At 70.7% G+C, this 17,180-nt stretch carries 14 protein-coding genes and 1 pseudogene; 5 read left to right on the plus strand and 10 right to left on the minus strand.

The annotated features are described in order from the left end of the window. Positions 1-329 precede the first annotated feature (329 nt). Complete coding sequence (gene dnaB, locus Air01nite_RS11900) at positions 330-1,736, plus strand: replicative DNA helicase (RefSeq protein WP_373310385.1); 1,407 nt, start codon at positions 330-332, stop codon at positions 1,734-1,736. Here dnaB and Air01nite_RS11905 read toward each other — a convergent pair. From Air01nite_RS11905 to Air01nite_RS11925, 5 genes are all read right to left on the minus strand, one after another. Then, positions 1,733-2,404 (minus strand): maleylpyruvate isomerase N-terminal domain-containing protein, encoded by a 672-nt coding sequence (locus tag Air01nite_RS11905; RefSeq protein ID WP_203702065.1) that lies wholly within the window; start codon positions 2,402-2,404, stop codon positions 1,733-1,735. The two genes, dnaB and Air01nite_RS11905, sit on opposite strands and share 4 nt — an antisense overlap. A 71-nt stretch (positions 2,405-2,475) precedes the next feature. Then, positions 2,476-2,871 carry a TFIIB-type zinc ribbon-containing protein gene (locus tag Air01nite_RS11910; RefSeq protein WP_203702066.1) on the minus strand — a complete coding sequence of 132 codons (396 nt, stop codon included), beginning with the start codon at positions 2,869-2,871 and terminating at the stop codon, positions 2,476-2,478. After that, entirely contained in the window at positions 2,871-3,518 is a 648-nt protein-coding gene (locus Air01nite_RS11915; protein ID WP_203702067.1) for a phosphoribosyltransferase, read from the minus strand. The genes Air01nite_RS11910 and Air01nite_RS11915 overlap by 1 nt, the downstream gene beginning before the upstream one ends. A 4-nt stretch (positions 3,519-3,522) precedes the next feature. Beyond that, positions 3,523-4,776, minus strand: a complete 1,254-nt coding sequence (locus tag Air01nite_RS11920; protein ID WP_203702068.1) for a glycosyltransferase 87 family protein — start codon at positions 4,774-4,776, stop codon at positions 3,523-3,525. After that, the gene (locus Air01nite_RS11925; protein WP_203702069.1) at positions 4,773-7,307 is read right to left on the minus strand and encodes a putative bifunctional diguanylate cyclase/phosphodiesterase; all 2,535 of its coding nucleotides are present in this window, start codon (positions 7,305-7,307) and stop codon (positions 4,773-4,775) included. Before Air01nite_RS11925 ends, Air01nite_RS11920 begins: the two co-directional genes overlap by 4 nt. Before the next feature lie 664 nt (positions 7,308-7,971). Here Air01nite_RS11925 and moaC point away from each other — a divergent pair. The 4 genes from moaC (at position 7,972) to Air01nite_RS11945 (ending at position 10,610) form a co-directional block, all read left to right on the plus strand. Then, entirely contained in the window at positions 7,972-8,457 is a 486-nt protein-coding gene (gene moaC / locus Air01nite_RS11930; protein ID WP_275408194.1) for a cyclic pyranopterin monophosphate synthase MoaC, read from the plus strand. Next, positions 8,454-8,939: a MogA/MoaB family molybdenum cofactor biosynthesis protein gene (locus tag Air01nite_RS11935; RefSeq protein ID WP_203702070.1), complete on the plus strand. Its 486-nt coding sequence runs from the start codon at positions 8,454-8,456 to the stop codon at positions 8,937-8,939. Before moaC ends, Air01nite_RS11935 begins: the two co-directional genes overlap by 4 nt. An 88-nt stretch (positions 8,940-9,027) precedes the next feature. Further along, positions 9,028-10,203 (plus strand): molybdopterin molybdotransferase MoeA, encoded by a 1,176-nt coding sequence (locus Air01nite_RS11940; RefSeq protein ID WP_203702118.1) that lies wholly within the window; start codon positions 9,028-9,030, stop codon positions 10,201-10,203. Then, positions 10,200-10,610: a molybdenum cofactor biosynthesis protein MoaE gene (locus tag Air01nite_RS11945; protein WP_203702071.1), complete on the plus strand. Its 411-nt coding sequence runs from the start codon at positions 10,200-10,202 to the stop codon at positions 10,608-10,610. The genes Air01nite_RS11940 and Air01nite_RS11945 overlap by 4 nt, the downstream gene beginning before the upstream one ends. Before the next feature lie 97 nt (positions 10,611-10,707). On the opposite strand, the gene Air01nite_RS11950 is transcribed toward Air01nite_RS11945, so the two are convergent. From Air01nite_RS11950 to Air01nite_RS41885, 5 genes and pseudogenes are all read right to left on the minus strand, one after another. Then, positions 10,708-12,189, minus strand: a complete 1,482-nt coding sequence (locus Air01nite_RS11950; RefSeq protein WP_203702072.1) for a glycosyltransferase 87 family protein — start codon at positions 12,187-12,189, stop codon at positions 10,708-10,710. 196 nt (positions 12,190-12,385) lie between these two features. Further along, positions 12,386-12,994 carry a DoxX family protein gene (locus Air01nite_RS11955; RefSeq protein WP_203702073.1) on the minus strand — a complete coding sequence of 203 codons (609 nt, stop codon included), beginning with the start codon at positions 12,992-12,994 and terminating at the stop codon, positions 12,386-12,388. 44 nt (positions 12,995-13,038) lie between these two features. Further along, complete coding sequence (locus Air01nite_RS11960; protein ID WP_203702074.1) at positions 13,039-14,241, minus strand: ATP-binding protein; 1,203 nt, start codon at positions 14,239-14,241, stop codon at positions 13,039-13,041. Between the two features lie 123 nt (positions 14,242-14,364). Then, positions 14,365-15,249, minus strand: coding sequence for an LppU/SCO3897 family protein (locus tag Air01nite_RS11965; RefSeq protein ID WP_203702075.1), 885 nt, complete (start codon positions 15,247-15,249; stop codon positions 14,365-14,367). A 118-nt stretch (positions 15,250-15,367) separates the two neighbouring features. After that, positions 15,368-17,104 (minus strand): annotated as a pseudogene (locus tag Air01nite_RS41885) (ATP-dependent helicase); the annotation flags it as partial. Between the last annotated feature and the right edge of the window lie 76 nt (positions 17,105-17,180).

A 17,180-nucleotide genomic window follows, 5' to 3' on the forward strand; every position in this document is an offset into this window, starting at 1 on the left:
ACCCAGGCAGCCGTGGCCTGTCCTGGATACCGCATATTTCTTTCGTCCACACATTGGGGATTGAGGAACCGCACGTCAGACGCACCTTGCCGGGCCGTTCACAGTGGTCGTACACAGGCTGTGCACAGGTCTCCACACACCCTCTGGCCTGCTTTCCACAGGTTGTCCAAAGGTTCATCCACGTGTCTTTTTGCCCTGACACGGCACGGGCTCATATCGTTGCCGTTCGGTTCGAGGTGGAACCGACGCGGCATCCCCCAGTCGTGTCGGGGGAAAACCGATCATGTTTCGGTTATAGTACAACCGTACGAGAGGGGGCTCCCGTGTCGATCACCGACGACGTGCGCGGTGGCCGCCCGTCCGGCCCGCCGCAGGACCCCCCGCCCCCGCAACAGCGCGACGGCGGTGGCTACGACAAGACGCCGCCGCAGGACGTCGCCGCCGAGCAGAGCGTCCTGGGCGGCATGCTGCTCTCCAAGGACGCGATCGCCGACGTCGTCGAGATCCTCAAGACCGGCGACTTCTACCGCCCCATCCACGCGACCGTCTTCGACGCGATCCTCGACCTGTACGGCCGAGGCGAGCCCGCGGACGGCGTGACCGTGGCCGCGAAGCTCGCCGACGACGGCGACCTGATGCGCATCGGCGGCGCGCCCTACCTGCAGACCCTGATGGCCAGCGTGCCGACCGCGGCCAACGCCGGCTACTACGCCCGCATCGTCGCCGAGCGCGCCGTGCTGCGCCGCCTGGTCGAGGCCGGCACCCGGATCGTCCAGCTCGGCTACGGCTCCGCCGCGGGCGGCGGCCGCGACGTCGACGACGTGGTCGACCTGGCCCAGCAGGCGATCTACGACGTCACCGAGAAGCGGGTCAGCGAAGACTTCGCGATCCTCGCCGACATGCTGCAGCCGACCCTCGACGAGATCGAGGCCGTCGGTGCGCAGGGCGGCGTGATGACCGGCGTGCCGACCGGCTTCACCGACCTCGACCGCCTGCTCAACGGCCTGCACCCCGGCCAGCTCGTGATCGTCGCCGGCCGACCGGGTCTCGGCAAGAGCACGGCGAGCATGGACTTCGCCAGAAATGCCGCTATTCGCCACAACTGCGCGAGTGCGATCTTCTCGCTCGAAATGAGCAAAGTGGAGATTGTCATGCGGCTTTTGTCCGCCGAGGCCCGGGTGCCCCTCCACGTGCTGCGCTCCGGGCAGCTCTCCGACGACGACTGGACCAAGCTGGCCCGCCGGATGGGCGAGATCAGCGAGGCGCCGCTGTTCGTCGACGACACGCCCAACATGAACCTCATGGAGATCCGGGCCAAGGCCCGCCGGCTCAAGCAGCGCCACGACCTCAAGATGATCGTGGTCGACTACCTCCAACTCATGAGCTCACCGAAGCGCACCGAGAGCCGCCAGCAGGAGGTCGCCGAGCTGTCCCGTGGCCTCAAGCTGCTGGCCAAAGAGGTCGAGTGCCCGGTCATCGCCGTGAGTCAGCTCAACCGTGGCCCCGAGCAGCGCACCGACAAGCGGCCCCAACTCTCCGACCTGCGCGAGTCGGGCTCGATCGAGCAGGACGCCGACGTCGTGATCCTGCTGCACCGCGACGACTACTACGACAAGGAGTCGCCGCGGGCCGGTGAGGCCGACTTCATCGTGGCCAAGCACCGGAACGGGCCGACCGACACCGTGACGGTCGCGGCCCAGCTCCACCTCTCCCGCTTCGTCGACATGGCCATCTAGGAAAGCAGCGGAAACCAGCCCGCCGCCTCGCCGAGTGCCACCCGGTCCCGCGGCGTCAGCGGTTCGCGGCCGCTGGCCTTCAGCAGGTATTCCGTCGGCGACCAGCTCATCGGCCGCACGACCTCGTCGCTCAGCAGACCATCCATCGTGGACACGGCGACGTCCAGCGCGACCGCCGGCGGCGCGGCCGCGGCCGGCAGCGACACGCTGAGGTCCAGGTGGTGCACGACCGCCTCGGTGACCAGCGTCGCGACGAAGTCCGGCACTGAAAGCACGTGGCCCTGCGTCGCCACGAACGAGGCGGCGTCGGCATCCGCGGCTGCCCGCGCGGCCGCCGGCGCCGTCTCCGCCCACACCGCCACGATCGCCGACGGTCGGTCGAAGGCGCTCGCCGCGCGCCGCGTCAACCAGGCGTTGTGCCGGCTGGCAACCGGATCCGAGCTGCCCGGGTACGCCGACCAGTAGCTCACATGATCCACATCGGACGGACCCGGCACGGTGCTGGCGAACGTCACCAGCGCACGCCGCGCGTCGTCGAGCAGATGGTGCAGCACGTCGGCGACCACCCAGCCCCGACACCGCGTGCCCCGCACCAGGTCGTCGTCGGTCAAACCGAGCACCGTCGCGGTGATCGCGTCATATGCGGCGGCAAGGGCGGGAGCCGTCATATCTAGACGATCTCATGCGAAGAGGGGGCCGGCAGCCGACAAACGGCCACCGACCCCCGCGCATCAAGAACTCAGTCGAAGAGCTCGCCCAGGAAGCCCTTGTGACGCTTGTTGCGGTAGTGGCCGTGGTAGCCGTAGTGCCCACCATGCCCGCCGTAGGCCGGCTGCGGCGGGTAGTGCGCCGGCGGGGGCGGCGGCGGCACGTGGCTCGGCTGCGCGTAGCCGGGTTGCCCGTGCCCACCCGGCGGGGGCGGCGGCGGGGGCGCGTATCCGGCCGGCGTTGGCTGGCCCGGCGCCGGAGCGCCGCCATGCTGACGGTTCCAGTTGGCCTCGGCCTCGAAGAGCTTCTCCAGCTCGCCGCGGTCGAGGAAGATCCCACGACACTCGCCGCACTGGTCGATGGTCACGCCACTGCGTTCGTAGGTACGCATCTCGCCACGACACTTCGGACAGGTCATCTGCATCACTAGACGGTACCGGGTGGACGCACATCGAGCGCCTCGGCCACTTCGCGGTCGGTCACCTGGTGGAAGTCGTCGTAGAACTCGCTGACCGCGCCGAACGACGGTGGCCGCATCGGGCAGACGAGCTCGTCGACCAGTGGCACCAACACATCCAGCGCACGCCCGGAGCCGACCGGCACGGCGAGCACGACCCGGTCGGCGGCCAGCGCGCGGGCCACCGCCACCGCTGCCCGGGCCGACGCGCCGGTCGCCAGCCCGTCGTCGACCAGCACCGCGACCTTGCCGGCCAACGCCAGCGGCGGGCGCCCACCCCGGTAGTGAGCCGAACGCCGGGCCAGCTCGGCGGTCTCCCGCTCGAGCACCCCGTCCATCTCGCCCTGCTCCAGCCGCGCGGTCACGTCGTCGTTGCGCACCACGACACCGCCGGGGCCCAGCGCACCGAACGCGACCTCCGGCGCCCACGGCACGCCCAGCTTGCGGATGACCAGGGCGTCCAGCGCGACGCCGAGCCGCCGGGCCACGGCCGCCGCGACCGGCATGCCGCCGCGGACCAGGCCGAGCACGACGACGTCGGGCCGGCCCGCGTAGCCGGCCAACGCGTCAGCGAGCGCCGCGCCCGCCGCTGCCCGGTTGGGATAAGAAGACCCCACCCATTCAGGTGTACGCCGTCGCGCGCCCGCCCGTCCCCTCTTCCACCCGATCGCGTGCCTCGGCGGACCCGCCCAGCGCCAGCGCCGGCGCCCAGGCCAACAACGCCACCGGGTAGAGCAGGTACCCGAACCGCGTCGACGGCATCAGCAGGATCGCGGCGAGCAGCCCGTACCCGCAGAAAAGGGCTGCCGCGTAAGCGGTCCGCGGCGGCCGCCGCACGAGCCACACCGCGATCGCGACACCGGCCAGCCCGAGTAGGCCCGCGGCGATCAACCGCCCGCCCGGCAACCCGGAGGCGATCAAGTGACCGGGGAACGGCGACGCCGCCGGACTGGTGACCACACCGTGCCCGAGCGGGAACCCGATCACGTTGTCGAACAGCGCACCCGGATCGCGCACCAGCGGCGGCAGGATCGCCAGCACCGGCAACGCGACCGCCCCGATCGCGAACCGCCCCAGCCGTCGCCGGGTCAGGGCGTGGATCAACAGCACCGCCACGATCGGGAGCGCGAACAGCTTGAGCGCGGCGGCCAGGCCGGCGGCGACCCCGGCCCACCCCCACCGCGAACGGGCGCACAACGCGAGCGAGAGCAGGCACAACGCCAGGACCGGCAGATCGTCACCGCCGGTCGCGACGGTCAACGCGCAAACCGGCAGCACCGTTGTCAGCTGCACGGCACGCAACACCCGCGGACCGCGCACCAACGCCACGGCCAGCGCCAGCGCAACGGTCGTGGCCAGCAGGAACCAGACCCGGGCGTCGGTCACCCAGGAGTCGCCCGCCACGGCCCGCGGCAGCCCGAAGAGCGACATACCGGGTTGGTACGGCAGATAGCCGAGCAACCGTTCGTCGGCCGGGAGGCGGGCGATCGTGTCGTCGGAGAGGTACGGCGTCGCGTGGTGCAGCAGGCGACTCCCGCCGTCCTCGACGACCAGCACTTCCTCCTGTGCGCGGTCGGTGCGCCCGCCGGCCCGCTCGACGCTCTGGATCAGCATCGGCAACCAGGCTGTGGCGATCCAGACGACGCCGGTGATCGCGGCGCGCAGCCGCGGGTCGCGGTTGCCGGCGAGCCACTGCACGAGCACGGCGATCGCGGCGGCGGCGTACCCCCAGGCGGCGACCGCGCCCCACGCCCGGTGCGGCAACAGCGTCGAGGTGACCGCGGTGATCGCGGCGAATCCCGCCGAGACGGCGTACAACCCGAGGTCGAAGGCCAGGCCGCCGGCCGCACGGTCGAGCCGGGACCAGGTGATCATCCGCCCAAGTGTGGCAAACGCTCGCCGCGCTGTCGCGGCGCCGCCCGCCGGTGCGGGCTGAGTCGGATGACCGCGCCCTCGTCGTGCAGTGCCGGCGCGAGCGTGCCGGGCCGGCCGCCGGAGCCCCGGTGCAGCGACACCAGCAGCCGCGCGGCGCTCATCGGCCGGGCGAACAGCTGGCCCTGGCCTGCGGCGCAGCCGAGCTCCCACAGCGCGCGTCGCTGCGGCTCACTGTCGACGCCCTCCGCGACCACGGCGAGGTCGAGGCTGCGCCCGAGGTCGACGGTGGACCGGATGACCGCGCCGGCCTCCGGGGAGGTCTCCATCGCGGTGACGAACTGACTGTCGATCTTCAGCTCGTGTACCGGTATCCGGGATAGCACCGACAACGACGAGTAGCCGGTGCCGAAGTCGTCGAGCGCCAGCCGGACACCCTCGTCGCGCAGCCGGCCGAGCACCTGGTCGACCACCTCGAGCTGGCTGATCGTCAACGTCTCGGTCAGCTCCAGGATGAGCCGGTCGGGCGGCAGGTCGTGGGTGCGCAGCCGGGTCATCACGGAGCCCGGGAACCGCGGGTCGAGCAGGCTGCGCGGCGCGACGTTGACCGCGACCGGCAGGTCGAAGCCGGCCTCCCGCCAGGAGACGCAGGCCAGCAGCGCCTGGTCGAGGACGGCCTCGGCGAATGCCGGCAGCAGGCCGCTGCGCTCGACCGTCTCGAGGAACCGCAGGGGATCGACGGTGCCGTGGTCGGGGTGGTGCCAGCGGGCCAGCGCCTCCGCCGCGCGGACCTCGCCGCTGACCAGGTCGACGATCGGCTGGAAGTCGACGGTCAGCGTGCCGTCGGCGACCGCACTGGACATGCTGCCCGTGATCGCGAACCGGCCGATGTCGGCGGTGTCGCGGGCGTGCGAGTAGGTCGCGATCCGTCCACCGGACCGCTTGGCCTGGTACATGGCGACGTCGGCGCGGCGGAGCAACTCGGCGATGCCGCCGCTGCTCGGCGCGGTCGCGATGCCGCCGCTGGCCTCGACGCTGATCCGCATGCCCTCGACCTCGATCGGCTCGCGCAGGGCGGCGACCAGCCGTTCGGCCCGGTGCGCGGCGACCGCCGGTGCCGGCAGGCCGGTCAGCAGCACCGCGAACTCGTCACCGCCGAGCCGGGAGACCAGGTCGCCGTCGCGGGCGGCCGCCTTGAGCCGGTCGGCCACCTGCTTGAGCACGTCGTCACCGGCCGCGTGGCCGAGCGTGTCGTTGACCTCTTTGAAGTGGTTGAGGTCGAGCAGCAGCAGGGCGATCACACCGTCGGCGTGCCCCTGGGCGATCTTCTTCTGGCCCTCGTCTAGCAGTTGCCGGCGGTTGGCCAAGCCGGTGAGCGCGTCGTGCGCCGCGTCGTGCGCGTGCACGACCGCCACCCGCTGGAGTTCGGAGTAAGCAGACGCGTTGTGTATCGCCGTGTTGAGCGCGGACGCGAACGTCCGGAGCTTGTAGTTCTCCATCTCGTTGAGCGTCACCGCGCCGCGGAAATGAAGGCGGAACTCGCCGACCGGCCGTTTGTCGGCGCGGCCCTCGAGAACGGTTGTGATCACGAATGCGTCGGTCCGCCGTGTGTCGTCGTTGTTGGTGTCGATCTTGCCGCCGGTGCCGCGGACGAGACGGGGTGGATCGCCGTCGAACAGTTCCACCTCGGCGCCGTCGGCGGAGAAGAGCTCAGGTGCCCATTTGACGGCGACTTCCAGCACCCGCCCCAGGTCGACGTCGTTGAGTGCCTCGGCCGAGGTGGCCAGCCGTTGCCAGGAGATGCGTTCGTCGCGTTTGCGGATCCGGCCCGAATACCAGAGATGCAGGGTCAGGATCAGCAGTGGTGCGACAAGAAGGAGTTGAGCGTCGCGGTTGACGGACAGGAGCCAGACCACGAACACCGCCACCACCAGGCGCGCGGCGCCGAAACCGACACGAATGTCGAGATAGCGGAGAAAGAACTGCCGAAGTGGCGTACGCGTGCCGAGTGCGATTACCGGATTGGCGATTAATTCGTCGACAACAGTCAGTGCGATGAAGGCGAGCACCAGAGCGGCGGCGTGGAACTCTGGAGCACCACCACGGAAATCGGCGCCATAGGCGTAGAGAACGCCCGCACCGACAGATGCCCAGACCGTGTCCTTGGCCGCACCGAAAGCGATCTTGATTGGGCTGACGCGGGCGAGCAGGCGGCCGATCGCGACACCGACCACGGTGCAGAGCACCACCCAGGGCGGCGGGGCGATGGTCAGTCCGACCAGGACGACGATGTCGGTCCAGGACTGGCCCCACTTGTTGGACCGCAACCGCACGTTCACCTTGGCGCGGTTGGAGGCGATCACCGCGGCGATCAATCCGATGACGACGAGGATCGACGTGTCGTGCGACCGGCCGGAGGCGATGGCATAGGCGGAGGCACCGATGGGTATCGACGCCACAAACACCACGAGACCGACTAGCAGCCGCAGCTGCCGATCGGTCGCGTTGTGGTGGGGATTTGATCTGTCGGTCAATCGTCCCTCATCAGAGCGCCACCCAAGAGTGACGTCAGCATACCGGAACGTGACCTCTTTGCTGCTTGTCGTCAGTCCCACTCGTGAGTCTTGGGCATGTCCCGCTCCCGCCTGTGCTTTGCCGGCTTGTTCCGGCGATGGCACAACTGTAGGTTGAGATCGGCGGGATTTGAACCGGGATATGTCAATATGAGCAGCATTCGCTAATTGGGTGCCCTTTTGTCACGATGCGTCCCGTCGTGAATGCGTAGCGCGTTGGACGCGGTGCGGTTTGTACGATTCGGTCGGGAGTGTTCGAGGAAATCGAACTCCACCGCCGGCTCGGTGATTGTGTGGGCGCGCGGGCAATGAACATTCTCGACCCAGATGAGGTAAGGAACCACCCCCGGTCGCGTGACTTATGTCAACGCTCCGCATCTGCATACTTGGACCAATCTCCATAACTCGGGAGCAATTCCACTGGGCTGACCGTCAATCTGACACGCTGCGTAGCCGATCGGTTAACGGTCTATGCTCCTTCCGGACCGGCGGCAAATGCATTCAGCGTGCATTAGCAAACCGTGCGGCCGGCGGACAAAATTTGTGCGATAGTACGAGATCGATATAACTGAGCGGGAAAGCGTCGGTACCGCACGGTGTCGGTGGGCCCCGATAGGCTCGAAGCGTGGGTGAGACCAACCTGACGCACGTCGACGAGAGCGGAGCGGCCCGCATGGTCGACGTCTCCGCCAAGGACGTCTCCGCTCGGCGCGCCACCGCTGCCGGCCAGCTCCGCACCACGGCCGAGGTGATCGACCTGCTGCGCCGCGACGGCCTGCCCAAGGGCGACGCTCTCGCGGTGGCCCGGATCGCCGGCATCATGGGCGCCAAGAAGACGCCCGACATCGTGCCGCTCTGCCATCCGATCGCGTTGACCGGCGTCACCGTCGACTTCACGCTCGGCGAGACCACCGTCGAGATCACCGCGGTCACCCGCACCACCGACCGCACCGGGGTCGAGATGGAGGCGTTGACCGCGGTCGCCGCCGCCGGGCTGGCGCTCGTCGACATGGTCAAGGCCGTCGACCCGGCCGCGTCCATCAGCGACGTGCGGGTGTTGCGCAAGGAAGGCGGCAAGACCGGCCTGTGGAGCAGGGAGGACGAGCAGTGATACGCGCCCGCGTCATCGTCGCGTCGAACCGGGCGGCCGCCGGGGTTTACGAGGACACCAGTGGGCCGATCCTGGTCGAGGGCCTCCGGCAGATCGGGTGCGAGGTCGGCGAGCCGATCGTGGTGCCCGACGGCGAGCCGGTCGCCCAGGCCCTGCGGATGTCCATCGCCGAGGGCATCGAGGTGGTGGTGACCAGCGGCGGCACCGGCATCACGCCGACCGACCAGACGCCCGAGATGACCAAGGTGCTGCTCGACTACGAGGTGCCGGGCATCGCCGAGGCGATCCGGGCGCACAGCCGCGAGAAGATCCCGGCCGCCGCGCTGTCCCGCGGTGTCGCTGGTGTCGCCGGCCGCACCCTCGTGATCAACCTGCCCGGTTCGAAGGGCGGCGCCCGCGACGGCCTCGCCGTGCTCGGCCCGATCCTGATCCACGCGGTCGACCAGCTCCGCGGCGGGGATCATCCGGTGCCCAACCTCTGAGCGGCCCACGCGGCGATAGGCTCGCAGGGTGACCGCCGAGACCGTCGCGACCACCGCGCCGACCGCGTGGGGCGAGGCCCGCAACCAGATGTACGAGGCGGGCCGCGCGGCCGCGCTGGCACCCGTCGAGCTGCCGGTCGAGGAGGCCGACGGGCTGACCCTCGCGCAGGACCTGGTCACGCTGACCACGCTGCCGGCCTTCCCGACGTCGAGTGTGGACGGCTTCGCCGTCCGTGGCGACGCGCCGTGGACCGTGGTCGGCAAAGTGCTGGCGGGACACTCCCCCGCACCGCTGACCGGCGACAGCACCGCGGTCGAGATCGCCACCGGCGGGATGCTGCCGCCCGGCGCCGAGGGCGTGCTCCGGGTCGAGGAGTCGCGGCACACCGGCGACGGCCGGATCACCGGCCGGCTGCGGGAGACCATCGAGTGGCGCCGGCCCGGCGAGGAGGCCGAGCTGGGTGAGCTGCTCGTCCCGGCCGGCACGCCGGTCGACCCGGGCGTGCTCGGGCTCGCCGCCTCCTGCGGCTACGACACGCTGCGCGTGCACCCGCGACCCCGCGCCGCGCTGCGGGTCTTCGGCGACGAGCTGCTCACCCAGGGTCCGCCGGGCGACGGCCGGGTCCGGGACGCGCTCGGTCCGAACGTCCCGGCCCTGCTTCGGCGGCTCGGGTGCCAGCTCGCGCCCGGTGCCGTCGGGCCGGTCGAGGACACCCTAGAAGCACACGTGGCGGCGATCCGCTCGGCGCTGGCCGGCGCCGACCTGGTCTGCACCACCGGCGGCACCATGCACGGCCCGGTCGACCACCTGCACCCGGCGCTCGCCGAGCTGGGCGCCGAATACCTGGTCAACACCGTCGCGGTGCGGCCCGGCTTCCCGATGCTGGTCGCCCGGGTGGTCGGCGACGACGGCCGGGCGCGGTTCATCGCGGGTCTGCCGGGCAATCCACAGTCGGCACTGGTCGCCCTCGCGTCGCTGGTCGAGCCGTTGCTGGCCGGCCTGCGCGGGCGGGCCCTGCCGGCGCTGGGCACGGTGGAACTGGCCGAGCCGGTGCCGGGGCGTGGCGACTTCACGCACCTGGCGCTCGTGCACGTGGACGCCGCCGCGGGCACGGCCCGGCCGATGCGGCACGTCGGTTCGGCGATGCTGCGCGGGCTGGCCCAGGCGCACGGCTTCGCGGTGATCGTGCCGGGCACGTCCGGCGAGCCGGGCGCGCGGGTACCGTTCGTACCGTTGCCGCTACTCCCGGGAGAACGACCGTGATCGTCAACGTGACGGCGGAGCCGCTCGACCTGGCCGCGCACGAGGCGGCGGTGGCCGACCCGCGGGCCGGCGCGGTCGTCTCGTTCCAGGGCGTGGTCCGCGACCACGACGGCGGCCGGCCGGTGGTCTCGCTCGACTACGAGGGACATCCCACGGCGCTCGACGTGCTGCGCGAGGTCGCTGCCGAGATCGCCAAGGATCCCGAGGTGTACGCGGTTGCGGTGTCACACCGGGTCGGCGCACTGAAGATCGGTGACGTGGCCCTGGTGGCCGCGGTCAGCACCGCACACCGCGGTGCCGCGTTCGCGGCCTGCGGCCGGCTGGTCGACGAGGCCAAGGCCCGCCTGCCGATCTGGAAGCGCCAGGTCTTCACCGACGGCACCGAGGAATGGGTCAACTGTCCATAGGGGCGGTCTGACCACCGCGGGCCTGGCAGCGAAGCGAAGCGAGCGGTGCCCGGCGGGAGCGACGGTCGCGCCCCCGACGGGCCCGGGCAAGCCTCTTTTACCGCTGGTGGATCTGTTGCTGCTGCTGGCGGATCGCACGGCGGTCGATGCGGAAGCGTTCCGGATAGAAGGCCGGCTCCGCGCCGGGCCGCCACGGCAGGGTGGCGACCAGGATGATCAGGGCGAGCGCCAGCGAGTTTTCCATGAGGGCGCCCCAGAGGCCGTCCTCGTAGTGGGAGAACTCGGGCAGTTGGTGCTCGTAGGGCCAGATCGGTGAGATCACGAAGAGCAGGTAGACCGCGACCGCGGCGCTGGCGTGGCGGAGGCCGGTCAGCGCGGGGAACCAGATGGGTGTGCGCAGCGGTGCCAGGCCGCCCATGCCGGCGCTGGGTGTCAGGCCGCGCCTGGTCAGGCGGCGGCCGCTCTCCAGGCCGCGGCTGGCGTCGCGGCGGCGCATCGCGGCGTCGGCCAGCACCAGGATCGCCGGGATCACGAAGACCAGGTGGTGGCTCCACGAGATCGGGCTGATCACGTTGGCGGTGAGTCCGACCAGGACGAACGCGGTGAGCTCGTCGCCGTCGGCGTGGGCGCGCGCGGCGCGGGACAGGCCGAGGGCGAAGACCAGCAGGGCGAACGACATCCACAGCAGGGTCGGCGCCTCGGTCGTGTCGTAGAGCCGCGCGAGTACGCCGGCCAGCGACTGGTTGGGCGTCATGTCGGCGGCGCCGACGCGTTCGGTCTCCCAGATCACCCGCAGGAAGTACGCGGCGGAGTCCTTGCCGGCGACCATGAACGTCGCCGCGCTGACGCCGACGGCCGTGGCCATCGCCGTGAACGCCGCCCGCCACTGCTTGGTGACGATCAGGTAGACGACGAACAGCGCCGGGGTCAGCTTGATCGACGCGGCCAGGCCGATGCCGACGCCGGCCCACGAGCCACCGCGGATGAACCGGACCAGCGAGCCGCCGGTCGGCAGGAAGCCGGCGCTGGTGCGGGCGCGCCAGCGCAGCGCGACCAGGTCGGCCATGATCAGCAGGAACAGCAGGAGGTTGATCTGGCCGTAGCCGAGCGTCTCGCGGACCGGCTCGGTCGCCGCGGCGGCGGCCACCGTGAGGCCGACGGCGAACCAGCGTGACCAGCCGTAGCGGCGGGCGATCGGGCCCATCAGCGCCCACATCACGACCGCGAGCGCGATCAGGCTGGCGACCACGTTGATCCAGGCGGCCCCGCCGAACGGCACCTTCGACATCGGGAGCATGAGCACTCCCGCGAACGGCGGGTAGGTGAAACCTAACCCGGTGTCCGGCGCGGAATACGCGTAGAGATCATGTCCGCTCGCCCACCAGACAACCGCACCGTGGTAGATCTTCATGTCGAAGAAGTTGTACGGCCTGCCGAACGCACCGATGGCGTACCAGGCCGTGACAAAAGCGCCGGCGAGGATGCCGAGGCGCACGACGTTCCGACTGAAGATCCCACCACGGACAGGGCTGCTGGGTTGGACGAGGCGGTCCATCCGTCTCCCGACGGTCGCCGGCATGGCGTGGCCACCCCCGTACCCTTTGTAACGTGCCGTCCAGGTCCGTCATCGAGCCTAAAGGGGCCCGTGTTACGCCACCCGTCGCGTTATCTGACCGTGTCCGATCCCACACTAGTTCGCGACATTTCGTCCACGTTAACGCAGGGCGACTGGTTCATGCGTTTCAGGTAGTTCCTGTCTGATTCACAGCTTAGGTTCAGCTTGGCAGGCGTCGTCCAGCGGCCGCGGCCCGATAGGCGATCTTCGCTTCCCGCTTGGCCGTCTTGGCTGCTCGGCGCAGGGACTGCCCGCTGTGCTCGACGGAGTGCAGACCATGCTCCAGGTTGTGCCGGCCGTGCTCGAGAGCGTGCCGGCCGTGTCCCGCATAGTGGCTCGCCCGCCAGGCCAGACCCGGACGACCCTGGTTGTCGGCCGCGGCCATCAGCAGCCCGCCGAACAACCCGAGGTTCTTCATGAAGTGCGTCTCCTGGTGGCGTCGCTCGATCGGGTCCTTGATCGTCCAGAAGGGATGCCCGGCCAGCGTCGTCGGCACCAGCGTGCCGGCGAGCACCAGCGCGGCGGGCCGGGTGAACCGACCCGTCGCGAGCATGAGACCGGCCGCGACCTGCGCCGCACCGTTGAACCGCACGAGCGTCTCGGCGTCGGAAGGCAGGCTCTTGTTCGCCTTCTCGAACAGCGGCCCGACCTTCTCGGACACCTTCTGGGCCTTGGCCACATGCACCGTCGGCCGGGCGACCGAGCGGGCGCCGCTGACGACGAAGATCGTGCTGAGAAACAGGCGCGCGACCGTGCGTACGGGACTCATGGCTTAACTCATACCCTGTCGGGAGCCGCCGTATCCCCCAAACGCTAGGGCTGGGTGCGCAGATACCGTCCGAAGTGGGGGACCGTGAAGGCGACGGTGCCGCGTTCGCCGGAGTAGATCAGGCCCTTCTTGATCAGGGCGTCGCGGGCCGGTGACAGGCTGGCGGGCTTGCGGCCGAGTGCCTGTGCCACCTCGGCGGTGGCCACCGCGATGTCCATGTCGTCGGTGCCGCTCGCGGCCAGGCTCGCCATCGCACGCATGTACTCGCGTTCGGCCGGCGTCGCGCGCTCGAACCTCGACCCGAAGAAGCCGACCGCCAACTCGGCCTCGGCCTCGGGTGCGGCGACCCGGACGTCGTCAGCGGTGATGGGGGTACGCGGGGCGTGGTCCCAGGTCGCCTTGCCGTAAGCCTGGACGAAGTAGGGGTATCCGCCCGACTTGTCATAGAGCAGGTCGAGCGCCTTCGGCTCGTACTCGACGTCCTCCCGCGCCGCCGGGGCGCCGAGCGCCTGGTCGGCCGCGATCCGGTCGAGCCGGTCGATCCGCTGGTAGCGGAACAGTCGCTCCGAGTAGGACTTGGCCGCGGACAGCACCGCGGGCAGGTGCGGCAGGCCGGCGCCGACCACGATCAACGGCGCGCCGAGCTGGGAAAGCTCGTGGCACGCCGCGCACAGGGCCGAGACGTCGTCGGGCGGCACGTCCTGCATCTCGTCGATGAACAGCGCGACCCCGGTGCCCACGTCGGTGGCCACGGCCGCGGCGTCGGTGAACAGCTCGACCAGGTCGATCTCGATGTCGCCGGAGTCGGCCCGCCCGGCCTTCGCGGGCACGTCGATGCCGGGCTGCCAGCGGTCGCGCAGCTTGGCGTTGGCCTGGTTGGCCCGCAGGGCGAACGCCTTGAGCACGCCGAGGAACTCGTCGATCCGGTCCGGCGCGCGGTGCCGGGGTGCGAGCTCCCGCACGGCCATGTGCAGCGCGGCCGCGACCGGGCGGCGCAGCGACTGGTCGGGCCTTGCCTCGATCTTGCCGGTGCCCCAGAGCCGGCCGATCGCCTGGGAGCGCAGGGAGTTGAGCAGCACCGTCTTGCCGACCCCGCGCAGGCCGGTGAGCACCAGGCTGCGCTCGGGGCGGCCGCGGGCGACCCGTTCGAGCACCACGTCGAAGACGTCGAGCTCGCGGTCGCGCCCGGCCAGCTCCGGTGGCCGCTGGCCGGCACCGGGTGCGTAGGGGTTGCGCACCGGATCCATGTCGATGACCGTATCGGTCGATCTAGCAAAGACCCTAGAAACGCGTAGATGTGGGTACGGCGTGTCGCGGTCTGGCTTCGTCTAGCGCTTTCTTTGGTTTGTGCTAGACGACGCTAGGTTCGACTAGGTGTTGCGGAGCTTGAGGCAGAGCACGTAGTCGTTGAGGTCGAGCGGGCTGTCGAAGAAGTACCAGTCGGTGTAGCCCTCGACGTCCTTGCACTTCTTCTCCGCGTCGGCCTGCCCGGTGGTCGCCGCGTCGAAGCGGGCCAGCACCTGGTAGGTCTTCGCGGCGCACTTGGCGATCTCGAGCTTCGGGTCCTCCGCCGAGCCGACGTTCTTGACGCACTGGCCCTTCTTGACGAAGCGGGCGTCCGCGGACGACTCGGGCTTCGGCGTCGCGGACTCCTGTGCCGCCTGCGTCGGACCGGCCGACGGGTCGGTCGTGCTCTGGGTGGAGACCTGGTCGGTCTCGTCCGGGCGGCCGACGAAGTAGACCGCGGCCGCGCCGCCGCCGCAGACCAGCACGGCGAGGACGACCACCAGGGCGACGATGGGGCTGCGCTTCTTGCGCGGCGGCTCCTGCGGCGTGGTCCAGGCGGGCTCGGTGCCGTACTGCGGGAAGTTCTGGTCGTACTGCTGTGTCGACTGTCCGTAGTTCGGCTGGCCGTAGTCCTGCTGGGCGCCGTAGTTGGGCTGGCCGCCGTAGCCTGGCTGGCCACCGTAGGTGGGTTGGCCGCCGTAGCCGGGCTGGCCGCCGCCTTGGCCGTAGTTCGGCTGGCCGTAGTCGGGTTGGCCGTAGCCCGGGTCGTTCTGCCCGTAGCCCGGGTTGGTGTAGGTGGGTGAGCCGGGTCCGCCGGGTGGGCTGGACTGCGGCTGGCCACCCCACGGGTCCTGGCCACCCCATGGGTCCGACGGCTGCCCGTACGGGTCGTTCGACGGACGGCCCTGCCAGGGCTCCTGCGGCTGGCCGTGGTGCGGCCCACCGCTCGGCGGTCCGTAGTTCGACATGGACGTTTCCTCCTGGCCGAGGGAGTCTTCATCGGTGGCTCTGGTCACCGTAGCGTCTGACCGGGTGGTGCTCACCTCCCGGAACCGCGCCAAACGTACCCCTGGCCGATGACGCGGTTCAGATCAGGCGCAGTTGCCGGTCCTTGGGTCGGCGTTCCTCGGTCGCGCCGAGCCGCTCGAAGAGGCCGGCGTCGATCGCGTCGAGGAACGGCGTCGGGCCGGTGTCCCGCTCGGAGCCGAGCCGGAACCGGCGCTGTGCGTGCGATATGTAGAGGCGGTCCTGCGCGCGGGTCACCCCGACGAAGAACAGCCGGCGCTCCTCCGCGACGTCGTCGTCCGTGTTCCGGTCGAACATCCGCAGCGGCAGCAGGCCGTCCTCGCAGCCGACCAGGAAGACCACGGGGAACTCGAGGCCCTTGGCGGCGTGCAGGGTGAGCAGCGTGACGGCCTCGGCGCGGGGGTCGAGGGCGTCCACCTCGGCACCGGTGGCGAGTTGCGCGAGGAACTGCTCGAGGTCGTTGCCGCAACGCTGGGCCAGCGGGGTCAACACCTCGACGGCCGACCAGACATCGGCCGGGCTCGGGGCGTTGCCGGTGCTGTCCAGCGTGGGTGTCGCGAACCGTTCGGCCAGCAGTTGGCCGGCTCGGCGTACGCGTGCGGGCAGTTCGGTCTGTGGGGTGTCGGTGTTCGCGAGCCGCAGCTCACGGGCGATTGCCGCAACGCCGGCGCGGTCGCGGAGCCGGTTGTGCGAGCGCTTCTGCACCGGGATGCCGGCCCGCGACAGCGCCTCGAGGATCGGGGCCGCCTGCTGGTCGGTGCGGTAGAGGACGGCGACGTCGGAGAACGAGACCCCGGCCGCGTTGCCGCTGATCCGGCCCGAGTCGAGGGAGCGGTGGGAGAGGCCACCGACCAGGTCGTCGATGGTACGGGCGACGAAGTCGGCCTCGTCCGTGGCCGTCGTGGCGGGGTAGCGGCCGACCAGGGGCGCCTCGGGGTCGAGCCGGGCCGGGTCGAGGCGGCGGCCGCGGACCAGCGACGAGGGCGCGATCGCCTGCACGGCGGCGGCCAGGATCGGCGCGGACGAGCGGTAGTTGCGGGTCAGCCGCACGAGGCGCGCGTCGGTGAAGTCCTCCCCGAAGCGCAGGAAGTAGCCGACGTCGGCGCCGCGGAACGAGTAGATCGCCTGGTCCGGGTCGCCGATCGCGCAGAGGTTGCCGTCGGGCGGGCAGAGCAGGCGCAGCAGCTCGTACTGCGTGTCGTCGACGTCCTGGTACTCGTCGACGAAGATCCACCGCCAGCGGCCCTGGTAGCGGTCGACCAGGTCCGGGTCCTTGCGCAGGAGCTGCAGCGGGAGCGTGACCAGCTCGTCGAGGTCGACCAGGTCCTGGCCGCGGAGCAGCTTGACGTAGGTCGCGTCGTCGTCGCCGGCCTCCTTGCGGGCGGCCTCGCGCTCGGTGTCGTCGGCGATCCGGAAGTCTTTCGGCAGGCCGGCGGCGGCCGCGTTCTCGCGCAGGATGGTCAGGCCGAGGGAGTGGAAGGTCGCGACGGTGACGTCCTGGGCGACCGGGCCGAGCAGGCCGTCCAGTCTGGTGCGCAGCTCTTCGGCGGCCCGCCTCGTGAACGTGATCGCGAGGCAGTGCTCGGCGAAGACGCCGAGCTCGGCGCAGAGGTACGCGATGCGGTGGGTGAGCGTGCGGGTCTTGCCGGTGCCGGGGCCGGCGACGATCAGCATGGGGCCGCCGGGTGCGGAGGCGGCGACGCGCTGCATGGCGTCGAGGCGGTCGAGCAGGCCGGTGCCGACCTCCTCCATGCCGGCGAGCATGGGCTCGAACGGCTCGTGGGGTGAAACCTGCGGTGGTGGCGGGATCGGGGGTTCGACGCGCTTGACCGGGCCGCGGCGGGCTGAGCCCTCGGAGGGGCGGTCCCGTGGC

It is taken from the genome of Asanoa iriomotensis (genome assembly GCF_016862515.1).
Lineage (GTDB): Bacteria > Actinomycetota > Actinomycetes > Mycobacteriales > Micromonosporaceae > Asanoa > Asanoa iriomotensis.

Excerpts from the sequence above, each read along its gene's own strand:
- Air01nite_RS11905 (WP_203702065.1), bottom strand. The coding sequence starts at position 2,404 with ATGACGGCTCCCGCCCTTGCCGCCGCATATGACGCGATCACCGCGACG.
- Air01nite_RS11920 (WP_203702068.1), bottom strand. The coding sequence starts at position 4,776 with ATGATCACCTGGTCCCGGCTCGACCGTGCGGCCGGCGGCCTGGCCTTC.
- Air01nite_RS11940 (WP_203702118.1), top strand. The coding sequence starts at position 9,028 with ATGTACGAGGCGGGCCGCGCGGCCGCGCTGGCACCCGTCGAGCTGCCG.
- Air01nite_RS11950 (WP_203702072.1), bottom strand. The coding sequence starts at position 12,189 with ATGCCGGCGACCGTCGGGAGACGGATGGACCGCCTCGTCCAACCCAGC.
- Air01nite_RS11955 (WP_203702073.1), bottom strand. The coding sequence starts at position 12,994 with ATGAGTCCCGTACGCACGGTCGCGCGCCTGTTTCTCAGCACGATCTTC.
- Air01nite_RS11960 (WP_203702074.1), bottom strand. The coding sequence starts at position 14,241 with ATGGATCCGGTGCGCAACCCCTACGCACCCGGTGCCGGCCAGCGGCCA.
- Air01nite_RS11965 (WP_203702075.1), bottom strand. The coding sequence starts at position 15,249 with ATGTCGAACTACGGACCGCCGAGCGGTGGGCCGCACCACGGCCAGCCG.